Source organism: Methylobacterium sp. CM6247 (assembly GCF_054817925.1).
Genome location: NZ_JBTXKX010000003.1, coordinates 156563 through 168615, shown reverse-complemented (window position 1 = coordinate 168615; position 12053 = coordinate 156563). Strand labels below are relative to the sequence as shown.

Below are 12053 nucleotides of genomic sequence, written 5' to 3'. Positions count from 1 at the left end.
ATCGATCCGTTGACCCATACCGTCACCATCCTCGGCGCCACCGGGTCCATCGGTCGTTCCACCACCGACCTGCTGGCGCAGCATCCCAAGCGCTTCCGGATAGGCGCCCTCGTCGGTGGCCGCGATGCCGCCGCTTTGGCAAAGCTCGCCCGTGAGATCGGCGCGGATTTCGCCGCGCTCGCCGACGAGAGCCAGGGACCCGCCCTGCGCGAGGCGCTGTCCGGCACCGGCATCGCCAACGGGGCAGGCGACAGCGCCGTCCTCGAAGCCGTGGCCCGTGACGCCGATATCGTCGTGGCGGCGGTGAGCGGTGCGGCGGGGCTGCGCCCCACCCATGCGGCCTTGCGCCTCGGCCGTACCGTCGCCCTTGCCAACAAGGAGAGCCTCGTCTGCGCCGGCGACGCCTTCATGCGCGATGCCGCGCGGTTCAAGGCGACGCTGCTGCCGGTCGATTCCGAGCACAACGCCCTGGCCCAGGCGCTCGGGGACGGTCGCGTCTCGGACGTGACCAAGATGACCATCACCGCTTCCGGCGGCCCGTTCCGCACTTGGACGAAGGAACGCATCGCCGCGGCTTCGCCCACCGAGGCGGCGGCTCATCCGACCTGGTCGATGGGAATGAAGATCAACATCGATTCGGCCTCGCTGATGAACAAGGGCCTCGAACTCATCGAGGCGCATCACCTGTTCGCGATCGAGGCCGAGCGCCTCGACGTGATCGTGCATCCGCAATCGATCGTGCACGGCCTCATCACCTGGCGCGACGGCGCCGTGACGGCGGGCCTCGCCATGCCGGACATGCGCGTTCCCATCGCCCATTGTCTCGGCCTCGGCGACCGCCTGACCATCGAGCGGGGACGCTCCCTCGATCTCGCCGCCGTCGGTAGCCTCACCTTCGAGGCGGCGGACGAGGCGCGCTTCCCCTGCCTGCGCATCGCCCGCGCCGCGCTCGCGGAGGGCGGCGCCGCGCCGACGGTGATGAACGCCGCCAACGAGATCGCGGTGGCCGCCTTCATCCGCGGCGAGATCGGCTTCTACGGGATCGCCGAACTGGTGGAGCGCGCCTGCGAGCATTTCGCCCCCGAGTATCGCAGCGCGCCGGCCGACGTGGACGAGGCTCTGGCCATCGACGCCCATGTCCGCGCCTGGAGCGCCAAGTCGCTGCCATCGGCCGCCTGAGGTCCGCTCAGAACAGGGCGAATCGCGGTTTCGCCGTCATCAGCCACACGATGCCGAGCATGGCGGCGAAGGCTGGAAAACCGCAGGCGAACCAGATCCGGTAGAGAGCATGGTAGCGCGGTGGGAGGGGTATCCCCGATCGGGCCGCAGCCATGGCGAGGTCGCGCAGGATCATCTGGATTCTGACCACCGGCAGCCAGAACAAGCCGATGACGACGTAGAGAATCAACGACAGGGCGATCCATCCCTCCGAGAGGGGCCAGCCCACCGCGCGCGCCAGGAGCCAGCCCGTCACCGGTTGGATCACCGCGGCTGTCGCCGTGAAGAGCATGTCGGCGATGACCACCGTCCCCGCCACATGGGCGATCAGGTCGGGCCGCCTCGTGCGATGCGCCATCGTCATGAAGAAGGCGATGCCGGTTCCGGTGCCGAGCAGGATCGTCGCGCCGATGACGTGCAGCCAGCGCAGGAGATCGACGTACTCCATCGGGGTCAGCGCTCGTCGGCCAGCGCATAGGCCACGAGGGCCAGCATCGCCCCGGGCAGGGTCTTGAGATAGGCGCCTAGGGGATCGAGCCAGAGGCCGGCGGCGATGGCCGAGCCGAAGAAGAGGTAGACTCCAGTCATCGCCACCATGCCGAGGGCGGCGAGCGGCATGGTGCGCCTGACAAGGATCGCTCCCCCCAGCGCCAGGTCGACGAGGATGCCGGCGAGCACCGTGACACGCGCGGTCGCCGCATCGATGCCGTGGGCGGTCATCGCCGCCATCGCGGCGTCGAGATGCGTCAGGGCGATCAACCCCGAGAGCAGCCAGAACAGCGAAAGCGTGGCGAGGATGGCCGGCTTCAGCAGCCAGAGCCGGCCGAACCAGCGTTCCTGCACGCCAAATGGCATCCGGCGAAGGCTGTCCGACAGCGAGGAAAGCGGAGCTCCGGTGACCTGCATCCAGGCGGTCGGGTCTCCGGTCACGCCGGCCTCGATCTGGATCAACGCCGTGGTGCGGATGGGCGTCCGCCAGCCGAGACGGCCGACGAGGTCCCCGATGCGGAACCCGAGGCGAAGGAGCGGGGAGGGCATCGGCAATGCGAATGCGGCGGTGGGGCGTCCGAGCCGGGCGCGAAAGGCCGCGACGATCTCCGCGAGGGAGTGGCTCCGCTCTTCGACGAGGTCGTAGCTCGCGCGCGGACCGATCCGGCCCTCTACCGCTAGCAGGACCGCCTCCGCCACATCGTCCACATGGACGGTCTGGATCGGCTGCAGATCGGACATGCCGGTGAAGGCGACCGGGAGCGATGCCAACGCACGGATGAGACCGGTCGCCCCGTACGAGATTGGCGACAGGACCAGTCCCGGTCTCAGGATCACCCAATCGAGATCAAGGGAGGCCAGGTTCGAATCGGCTTCCGCCTTGCTGCGCATGAATTCGGTGGCGGCGTTCAGAGCGGCTCCCGCCGCCGAGACCTGGACGACGCGCACGGTGCCCAGCTGATGGCAACGGGCAAACAGGGCGCACATGGCGGTCGCCTGAAGAGCGCGGACATCGTCGCGCGGGCCGTCCTGCAGGGCGCCCGCGCAATTCACCACGGCATCGATGCCCCGCAGCGTGTCGCTCCAATCCTCCGGCGCGACGAGCCGGGCGATGTCGTGCTCGATCCAATCTGCTTCGGGACGGTGCAGGCGCGCCGCCCGGACGTCTCGCCCGAGACCCGTTACCGCATGCCCGGCGGCGAGGCAGCGGGAGACCACGGCCGAGCCGATGAGGCCGTAGCCTCCGAGAACCAGGATTCGCATAAGGGGTGACCTGCCGTTCCGGTCGCGTCGCGGGCCGACCTTGCCCGGATCGCCTGAATCAAGCGTGACCTCTCGTCATGCGGCGGGTCGTCAATCCTCGGGTCCATAGGCCGCGAAGAACACACGGATGGCTTCGGTCACGCGGGTCCCGATTTCGGCTTCGGTCACCGGACCGCCCGCCGCGAAGAGCAGCCGCGTGAGTAAGCCCGCCTGGCACAGATGCAGGAAGTGCTTGGCCGCGAGTTCCGTATCGGCGCGGCGCAGGCGGCCCGCCGCGACATGACGGTCGAGATAGGCGGTGAGCCTCGCGACGCCCTGCGCCGGTCCCGCTTCGTAGAAGGCCTGGCCGAAGCGTGGAAACTTCTCTGTCGCGCCGATCACCATGCGGATGATCGCCACGTGGTCCGGGCGTATCATGTGGACGAGGTAGCTCTGCCCCAGGCGGGTGAGCGCGCCGCGTACATCCGGATCGTCGGCATCGAACTGGAACAGAGCCTCGGCGAGGCAGCGCTTTTCCTCCAGCGTCAGGGCCTCGAACAGAGCCTCCTTGCTGTCGAAATAGACGTAGAGCGTGCCTTTCGAGACGCTGGCCGCCTTCGCGATCTCGCCCATGCTGGCACCGTCGAAACCAGAGGCCATGAAGACCGAGCGTGCGCCGTCGAGGATCTGCCGACGTTTATCCGTCTCCGGCGCGGAGCGGGTGCTCGCCTTCTCGACCGTCGGGCGCTCTGCCTGGACTGCACTCACCGCTCACCCCAATTGACCGAACCGTTCAGTCATCATACCTAAGGGAAACTCGCGGCGTCGGTCAACCTGATGCCGATAATGACCGAACGGTTCGGTCAATTCGTTGATCCTGGGACCAGACCATGTCTCTCCGTGACGAAGGCAGTCATCCTGCCGCCCCTGGCAGCGGTGAGCAGCGGAACGACGCAGCACCACTGGCGACTTCGGTCGTTGCGCATTCCCCGGTGCCGGTCGCCGCCACGGTGGCAACGCCGCCGAAGCCGCGGTTGCTCCGCAAGGCCATGATACTGACCGTGCTCACGCTCGCGCTCGCGGGCGGCGGCTACAAGGGCTACGAATGGTGGACAGTCGGGCGCTTCTTCGTCTCCACCGACGATGCCTACGTCCAGGCCGACATCTCGATCCTGGCGGCCAAGGTTCCCGGCTACCTCGCCGCGGTTCCGGTAAAGAACGGGCAGGCGATGCGGAAGGGCGACGTGATCGCCCGCCTCGACGACGGCGATTATCGCCTCGCCGCCCAAGCCGCGCATGACAAGCTCCTGACTCAGCAGGCTACCATCGCCCGCATCGGCCGGCAGGTGGAGGCCGCACAGGCGCAGCTCCTCCAGAGCGCGGCGCAGATCGATGCGGCCAAGGCCGATTCCATCCGCGCCGCCGCCGATTACGCCCGGCAGCAGCAGCTGGAGAAGGTCGATTTCGTCGCCAAATCGCGGATCGAGCAGGCCCTGGCCGATCGCAACCGCACCGAGGCCACGGTGAAAGGAGCCGAGGCGAACCTCGCCATGATGAAGGCCAATGTCGAGGTCCTGCGAGCTCAGGGCCGGGAGGCGGAAGGGCTCGCAGCCGAGTTGAGGACCGCCGAGGACAGGGCCGACCGCGACCTCGCCTTCACGGTGATCCATGCGCCCTTCGACGGTGTCGTCGGCAACAAGGCGGTGGAGGCGGGCGCCTATGTTGCGCCGGGCTCGCGCATCGCCGCCCTGGTCCCCCTGGAGAGCGTGCGGGTCGACGCGAACTTCAAGGAGACGCAGGTCGAGCGGATGCATGCCGGCCAGCAGGTCCACATCGCGGTGGATGCCTATCCGGGCCGTGACATCGTCGGCGAGGTCGAATCGCTATCCCCGGCCTCGGGCTCCGTCTTCAGCCTGCTGCCGCCCGACAACGCCACCGGCAACTTCACCAAGATCGTGCAACGCCTACCGGTGCGCATCCATGTGCCGGCGGACGTGGCGCGGGAAGGGCTCCTGCGTCCCGGCCTCTCCGTCACCGTGCGCGTCGATACCCGTGGCGAGGACGAACCCGTCCGCACGGCGTGGCGGCATTAGGGGCCGATCATGGCCGATACCGCCACCATCGCGCCCGCACCCGCCGCCGAGCCGCCCCTCGATCGCCGCCGCATGGTGGCCTTCGTCTGCATGGTGTTCGGGATGTTCATGGCCATCCTGGACATCCAGATCGTCTCGGCATCGTTGGCCGAGATCCAGGCCGGGCTCTCGGCCTCGGGAGACGAGATCCCCTGGGTCCAGACCAGCTACCTCATCGCCGAGGTCATCGCGATTCCCCTGTCGGGCTTCCTGTCGCGGGTGATCTCGACCCGGTGGATGTTCGTGGTCTCGGCCGGCGGCTTCACCCTGATGAGCCTGATGTGCGCGACCTCGACCTCGATCAACGAGATGATCCTGTGGCGCGCGCTGCAAGGCTTCATCGGCGGCGGCATGATCCCCACCGTCTTCGCCTCGGCCTTCACGATCTTCCCGCCCTCCAAGCGTCCCATCGTCTCACCGATGATCGGCCTTGTGGCGACGCTCGCCCCTACGATCGGTCCGACGGTGGGCGGCTACCTGACGGATGCGTTCGACTGGCACTGGCTGTTTCTCATCAACGTGGTGCCGGGCATCGTCGTCACCGTCTCGACCTATCTGCTCGTGGATTTCGACGAGCCCAACCTCGACCTGTTCAAGCGCTTCGACTGGTTCGGTCTCGCCTTCATGGCCGCCTTCCTCGGCTGCCTCGAATACGTGCTGGAGGAGGGACCGAATCACGATTGGCTCCAGGACGAGGCGGTCTTCGCCTGCGCCATCACCTGCGTCGCCGGCGGTATCGCCTTCTTCTGGCGCGCGCTCACGGCGGCTGAGCCCATCGTCGACCTGCGCGCCTTCTCCGACCGCAACTTCGCGGCGGGCTGCATCTTCAGCTTCGTCCTCGGCATCGGGCTCTATGGCCTGACCTATCTCTACCCCGTCTATCTCGGACGCGTGCGCGGCTACTCCGCCTTGCAGATCGGTGAGACGATGTTCGTCTCCGGTCTGTGCATGTTCGCCACCGCGCCCATCGCCGGCCGGTTCTCGGGCAAGGTCGATCCGCGCATCCTGATGGGGATCGGCTTCACCGGCTTCGCCGCCGGCACCTGGATCGTCACCGGGCTGACCAAGGACTGGGATTTCTGGGAATTGCTGCTGCCGCAGGTCCTGCGCGGCTGCTCGCTGATGCTATGCATGATCCCGATCAACAACATCGCGCTCGGCACGCTTCCGCCTGCGCGGATGAAGAACGCGTCCGGGCTCTACAACCTCACCCGCAACCTCGGCGGGGCGGTGGGCCTCGCCCTCATCAACACCGTGTTGAACGACCGATGGGATCTGCACCTCGCCCGGCTACACGAACGCTTCACCTGGACGAACAATTCCGTGCTGGAACGGCTCGACATGACCCGCCGGCAGTTCGATGCGCTGGGCCTCGACGGCAACGCCATGGCCCTCAAGACGATGATGAACACGGTGCGGATGCAGGGGCTGGTGATGGGCTTCACCGACGTCTTCCTGGTTCTGACCTTCCTTTTCCTCGCCATGGCCTGCGCGACCCCGTTGATCCGCCGGCCGCGTGCCGCCGCGCCAGCGGGAGGCGGGCATTGATGCGGTCGTCATCGCCCGGCCCTTAACCGTCCACCGAGGAAAGCGGGGACGGGAGAGCCGCATGCGACGATCTCACCGGCCCCGCCCGGTTTGCGTTCGCTCGTCCGCGATCCGATCTGCTATGGACGTGTGTTGGCCCCTCGCGAGGCCCTGAGGATCGACGAATGGACTTTCTAGCTTCGATGGGGGGAACCGCCTCCGGCTTCTTCGGGTCGGTGATCCCCTTCGTCATCGTGCTCAGCATCGTGGTCTTCGTCCACGAGATGGGCCATTTCCTCGTCGGTCGCTGGTGCGGCGTCGGCGTTCACGCCTTCTCCATCGGCTTCGGTCCCGAGCTCTTCGGCTTCAACGACCGGCACGGCACACGCTGGAAGGTGTCGGCGATCCCGCTAGGCGGCTACGTCAAGTTTCATGGCGACGCCAATGGCGCCAGCGTGGCCGATCCCGCCGCCCTGGCGCGGATGACGCCCCAGGAGCGTGCGACGAGCTTTCCCACGCAGAGCCTGGGTAAGCGGGCGGCGATCGTGGCTGCCGGCCCCATCGCCAACTTCCTCCTCGCCATCGCGCTTTTCGCCGGGGCGATTTACTTCGTCGGTCGCTACGAGCTTCCGCCGCGCATCGATGGCGTAATGCCAGGCAGCGCCGCGGAGCGTGCCGGATTCCAGCCCGGCGACGTGGTCACGTCCATCGACGGGGCGAGTGTCACCAACTTTCTCGACATGCAGCGCACCGTTTCCGGAAGCGCCGGCGCCAGCCTCGCCGTCACCGTGGATCGCGGCGGCGAGACCAAGACCCTGACCGCCGTGCCCGACGCGGTGGAAGAGCGGACCCCGTTCGGTAAGCATCGCCTCGGCCGCCTCGGCATCAAGGGGCCGAACGGTGCCGATGCCCAGGTTCGGCATTACGGCCTGTTCCAATCCCTCGGGCTCGGCGTGTCGGAGACCTATTTCGTCGTCGACCGCACGATGAACTACCTCGGCAAGCTGGTGACGGGCCGCGAATCCGCCGATCAGCTCTCCGGTCCAATCGGGATCGCGCGCGTCTCGGGCGAGGTCGCCAAGGTCGGTGGCGTCGGGGGGCTCATCGGCCTCGTGGCGCTTCTCTCCGTCTCGATCGGCCTGCTTAACCTTTTTCCGGTTCCCCTCCTCGATGGCGGGCACCTGTTGTTCTACGCGTTCGAGGCCGTTCGCGGCCGCCCGCTGAGCGAGAAGACCCAGGAGATCGGGTTCCGGATCGGGCTCGCACTGGTCCTGTTCCTCATGCTGTTCGCCGCCTGGAACGATATCCTGAACCTCGGTGCGTCCTGGTCCGGCCGGGGCTCCTGACCGGACGACGCCGTCTCGGCGGCCGCTCGGAGCAGGCCTCTCGCAAGGTTGTGGATTTCTCCACAACATATTGATTGCACTCGATATTCGAAAAGCCCGCCCGGTCACCGGAGCGGGCTTTTTGCTGCAAATTGACGATTGATTCACCTTATCGAGCGATGAACGGGAACCGTTAAGTGACCGGAAGGCCACGTCTCCCCAAAATCCCCCCTACAGCCCAGGTCCGAGCGTTTGCTTCGCTCGGGAAACTCGGTAGAAGCTGAGCTTGGGACCAGGTGACGGGACGGTCGGATAACGACCGCCTGTCTGCGGGTGCAAACCCGGACTGTTAATAAATAGAGACGGGCGATTACATGATGTCGATGACGGGGAAGCGCCGGCGTAAGTCGGCCGAACGGACCATCGTCCTAGTCGCTGCCGCGGCCGCAGGGCTGGTTCTGGGCGGCACGGCTCAGGCGCAGCAGATCGTCGTCCAGGGTAACAAGCGCGTCGATGCCGACACGATCCGGTCCTACGTGACCGGTACGGCCTCCGGATCTCCCGAAGAGGCCCGCCGCAACCTGCTGGCGAGCGGCATGTTCTCCGACGTCAAGGTCTCGCGCAGCGGCGCCGGGACGGTGGTGACGGTTCGCGAGAACAACCTGATCAACCGGGTCGTGTTCGAGGGGAACAAGAAGGTCGAGAAGGGGACGCTCGAAGCCGAGGTCGAGGCGAAGGCCCGCGGCGGTTTCAGCGAGGGCATCGTCCAGGCCGATCTTCAGCGCATCCGCGAAATCTACCGCCGCGCCGGCCGTGGCACCGCCAAGGTCAGCTTCCGCACCGTCGATCTGCCGAATGGCCGTATCGACCTGATCTACGTGATCGAGGAAGGCGACAAGACCGGCATCAAGGCGATCAACTTCGTCGGGAACAGCGCTTATTCCGAGAGCAAGCTGCGCGAGCTGATGAGCTCGTCGGAGATGAACTTCCTCTCGTTCATCAAGACATCCGACGTCTATGATCCCGACCGGATCACCAACGATCTCGACCTCGTGCGCCGCTATTACCTGAAGAACGGCTATGCCGACTTCCGCGTGGTGAATGCCGATGCGCGCTACGTCGAAGGCGAAGGCGATGCCGGCTGGGTCATCACCGTGACGGTGGATGAGGGCCAGCAATACACCGTCGGCGCGGTGGCCATCGATTCGCGTCTGCCGGGTGTCGACACCCAGATCCTCGACGGCGAGGTCCGCGCTGCCGTGGGCGACGTCTACAATGCCGAGGATGTGGAGAAGACTCTCTCCGGCGTGACCAACCAGGTTGCCCGCCAGGGCTTCCCCTTCGCCCAGGTTCGCCCGACCGGCCAGCGCGACCGCGCCACCCACACCGTGGCGCTCGGCTTCGTCGTCGAAGACGGCCCGCGCGTCTATGTCGAGCGCATCAACATCCGCGGCAACACTCGTACCCGCGACTATGTCATCCGCCGCGAGCTCGATATCACCGAGGGCGACGCCTATAACCGCGTCCTGACCGATCGTGCCGAGCGTCGCCTCAACGGCCTCGGCTTCTTCAAGAAGGTCCGATTCTCCAACGAGCCGGGCTCTTCCGCCGACCGCGTGATCATCAACATCGATGTCGAGGATCAGCCCACGGGTTCGTTCTCGGTGGCAGGCGGCTACTCCACCCAGGACGGCATCATCGGCGAAGTCTCGGTCTCCGAGTCGAACTTCCTCGGTCGTGGTCAGTACGTTCGTGTCGCCGGCACCGGCGGCCAGTACTCGCGCGGCGTCGATTTCTCGTTCACCGAGCCATACTTCCTCGGCTACCGTCTCGCCGCCGGCTTCGACGCCTTCTACAAGTACAGCGATCTGACCCGCTACTCGCGCTATGAGACCACCGTCTATGGCGGTCAGATCCGCGTCGGCCTGCCGATCACGGAAGAGTTCGGCGTCACGCTGCGCTACTCGCTCTACAACACCGAGTTGACGATCCCGAACAGCACCAAGCGGCCGTATAACGACTGTTCGAACCCGATCCCCGGTTTCACGGCGGTGAACCCGGCGGGCACGATCGATCCCGTCTCCGGCCTCAACACGGGTGGTCTGGCTTCCTACCCGAACAACTGCGCCTTCAATGGCGAAGCCTCGATTGCTCTGAAGGGTTCGACTGGAAACACGCTCACCTCGCTTGCCGGTGTGACGCTTGCCTATTCGACGCTGGACAACCTCGCCCAGCCGCGGAACGGCCTCTATGCCGAGCTGAAGCCAGAAATCGCCGGTCTCGGCGGTGACTCGAAGTTCTTCCGCGTGGCTGGCGACGTTCGCTACTACAAGGAATTCTACGAGGACGTGGTCGGTTTCGCCCGCTTCCAGGGCGGCCACATCTCGCCGCTCACCGACGAGAAGCTGCGCATCACCGATCAGTACTTCCTCGGCCCGTCGCTCGTTCGCGGTTTCGCGCCCAACGGTATCGGTCCGCGCGACGTCGGCAGCGCCGACTCCCGTTCGAACGCTGTCGGCGGTACGACCTACTTCGGCGGTACGCTCGAAGTTCAGTTCCCGATCTACGGTATTCCGCGTGATCTCGGTCTGAAGGGCGCCGTCTTCGCCGACGCCGGTACGCTGTTCGGCTACAACAGCCGCACGCAGTTCAACGTGAACGGCGACGCGATCATCAACGGCATCGCCCCCGGCGGGGCCTGTGCCTACACGGCGCTGGGTGCCGGAGCGATCACCGTCGAGCCGGAATGCCTGAACGTCCGCGACAAGATGACGATCCGCTCCTCGATCGGTGCGTCCATCCTGTGGAACTCGCCGCTCGGTCCGATCCGCTTCGATTACGCTTACGCCCTGACCAAGGACGAGGGCCAGAAGATCTACAACGCCGATGGCAGCTTCCTTGGCCGCGTGGGCAAGGATCAGCTCCAGGCCTTCCGCTTCTCCGGCGGTTCGCGCTTCTGAGCCAAGACGCACGGGCTTCATTCTCGAAGCCCGTGCGTTGTCGCATCATGTCTGATCCCATCTTCTTCGCATCCAGCACGGCCCTCAGCCTCGGTGACATCGCCGGGGCTGCAGGCATTTCGCTCCCCGAGGGAGCGGATTCTCAGCTGATGGTCAGCGGCGCGTCTCCTCTCGAGACCGCCGGCCCGAGCGACCTCGCCTATATGGACAATGCCCGTTACGGCGATGTCCTGGCCCAGACGAAGGCGCTGGCGTGCCTCGTCTCGCCGCGCTTCGCGGCCAAGGTTCCCGCATCCACGGTGGCGCTCGTCACGCGCGATCCCTACCGGGTCTATGCAGGCCTGTTGGCGCGCTTCCACCCGGAGGCCATGCGGCCGCTTTCGCAATTCGCCACCGAGGGCGTATCACCGGGCGCCCATGTCCATCCAAAGGCGCATCTCGAAGACGGCGTCATCGTCGATCCCGGCGCCGTGATCGGTCCCGGTGCTGAAATCGGTTCAGGGACCGTCATTGGACCGAACGCCGTCATCGGTCCGAATGTCCGCATCGGCCGCGACTGTTCCATCGGTGCGGGGGCGACCCTGGCCTATGCGCTGGTCGGCAACCGCGTGATCCTCCATCCTGGTGCGCGCCTCGGCCAGGACGGGTTCGGCTTCGCCATGGGGCCGGGCGGGCACCTCAAGGTTCCCCAGACCGGCCGCGTCATCGTGCAGGACGATGTCGAGATCGGTGCCAACACCACGATCGATCGCGGTGCCGGCCGCGACACCACGATCGGGGAGGGGACCAAGATCGATAACCTCGTCCAGATCGCCCATAACGTGGTCATCGGCCGCCACTGCGTCATCGTCTCCGGAGTCGGCATTTCCGGCTCGACCACGCTGGAGGATTACGTGGTCCTCGGCGGTCAGGTCGGCGTGGTCGGGCACCTCCGGATCGGCATGGGCTCGCAGATCGCCGGTTCCTCGAACGTCAATCGCGACGTCCCGCCCGGAAGCCGCTGGGGTGGTACGCCGGCAAAGCCCGTGCGTACTTGGTTCCGTGAGCTCACGGCCCTGGCCCGGCTCGCGGAGAAGTCCGGGCGCGACACGAGCGAGCCGCAGAAGGATTGAGAGAGATCCAAGACCGGTCGCATGGGATTGCCGACCGGTCTCGGATCG

The 12053-nt window shown here is 66.3% G+C and carries 9 protein-coding genes; 6 read left to right on the top strand and 3 right to left on the bottom strand.

The genetic code is table 11. The annotated features are described in order from the left end of the window. Positions 1-9: 9 nt before the first annotated feature. The gene (gene dxr / locus ACYQOP_RS01615) at positions 10-1179 is read left to right on the top strand and encodes a 1-deoxy-D-xylulose-5-phosphate reductoisomerase (protein WP_461220865.1); all 1170 of its coding nucleotides are present in this window, start codon (positions 10-12) and stop codon (positions 1177-1179) included. A 7-nt stretch (positions 1180-1186) separates the two neighbouring features. On the opposite strand, the gene ACYQOP_RS01610 is transcribed toward dxr, so the two are convergent. From ACYQOP_RS01610 to ACYQOP_RS01600, 3 genes are all read right to left on the bottom strand, one after another. Further along, positions 1187-1666, bottom strand: a complete 480-nt coding sequence (locus ACYQOP_RS01610; RefSeq protein WP_461220864.1) for a DUF2269 family protein — start codon at positions 1664-1666, stop codon at positions 1187-1189. 5 nt (positions 1667-1671) lie between these two features. Beyond that, entirely contained in the window at positions 1672-2970 is a 1299-nt protein-coding gene (locus ACYQOP_RS01605; RefSeq protein WP_461220862.1) for an SDR family oxidoreductase, read from the bottom strand. Positions 2971-3060: 90 nt separating this feature from the next. Beyond that, positions 3061-3717 (bottom strand): TetR/AcrR family transcriptional regulator C-terminal domain-containing protein, encoded by a 657-nt coding sequence (locus ACYQOP_RS01600; RefSeq protein ID WP_207411510.1) that lies wholly within the window; start codon positions 3715-3717, stop codon positions 3061-3063. 122 nt (positions 3718-3839) lie between these two features. Between ACYQOP_RS01600 and ACYQOP_RS01595 the strand changes: the two genes are divergently transcribed. The 5 genes from ACYQOP_RS01595 to lpxD all read left to right on the top strand — a co-directional run bounded on the left by ACYQOP_RS01595 (position 3840) and on the right by lpxD (position 12005). After that, a complete protein-coding gene (locus tag ACYQOP_RS01595) occupies positions 3840-5042 on the top strand; it encodes an HlyD family secretion protein (RefSeq protein WP_461220861.1) in 1203 nt (400 codons plus the stop codon). A 9-nt stretch (positions 5043-5051) separates the two neighbouring features. Then, positions 5052-6629, top strand: a complete 1578-nt coding sequence (locus tag ACYQOP_RS01590; protein ID WP_461220859.1) for a DHA2 family efflux MFS transporter permease subunit — start codon at positions 5052-5054, stop codon at positions 6627-6629. 164 nt (positions 6630-6793) lie between these two features. Further along, the gene (gene rseP, locus ACYQOP_RS01585; RefSeq protein WP_056431493.1) at positions 6794-7954 is read left to right on the top strand and encodes an RIP metalloprotease RseP; all 1161 of its coding nucleotides are present in this window, start codon (positions 6794-6796) and stop codon (positions 7952-7954) included. A gap of 353 nt (positions 7955-8307) precedes the next feature. Next, complete coding sequence (gene bamA / locus ACYQOP_RS01580; protein ID WP_461220856.1) at positions 8308-10893, top strand: outer membrane protein assembly factor BamA; 2586 nt, start codon at positions 8308-8310, stop codon at positions 10891-10893. Between the two features lie 47 nt (positions 10894-10940). Then, on the top strand, positions 10941-12005 hold the full coding sequence (gene lpxD / locus ACYQOP_RS01575; protein WP_207411515.1) for a UDP-3-O-(3-hydroxymyristoyl)glucosamine N-acyltransferase: 1065 nt from the start codon (positions 10941-10943) through the stop codon (positions 12003-12005). Positions 12006-12053: the final 48 nt, after the last annotated feature.

What these genes read in the sequence shown, in the direction of transcription:
- rseP (WP_056431493.1), top strand. Translation starts at nt 6,794, where the DNA reads ATGGACTTTCTAGCTTCGATGGGGGGAACCGCCTCCGGCTTCTTCGGG.
- ACYQOP_RS01590 (WP_461220859.1), top strand. Translation starts at nt 5,052, where the DNA reads ATGGCCGATACCGCCACCATCGCGCCCGCACCCGCCGCCGAGCCGCCC.
- lpxD (WP_207411515.1), top strand. Translation starts at nt 10,941, where the DNA reads ATGTCTGATCCCATCTTCTTCGCATCCAGCACGGCCCTCAGCCTCGGT.
- ACYQOP_RS01595 (WP_461220861.1), top strand. Translation starts at nt 3,840, where the DNA reads ATGTCTCTCCGTGACGAAGGCAGTCATCCTGCCGCCCCTGGCAGCGGT.
- ACYQOP_RS01610 (WP_461220864.1), bottom strand. Translation starts at nt 1,666, where the DNA reads ATGGAGTACGTCGATCTCCTGCGCTGGCTGCACGTCATCGGCGCGACG.
- ACYQOP_RS01605 (WP_461220862.1), bottom strand. Translation starts at nt 2,970, where the DNA reads ATGCGAATCCTGGTTCTCGGAGGCTACGGCCTCATCGGCTCGGCCGTG.
- bamA (WP_461220856.1), top strand. Translation starts at nt 8,308, where the DNA reads ATGATGTCGATGACGGGGAAGCGCCGGCGTAAGTCGGCCGAACGGACC.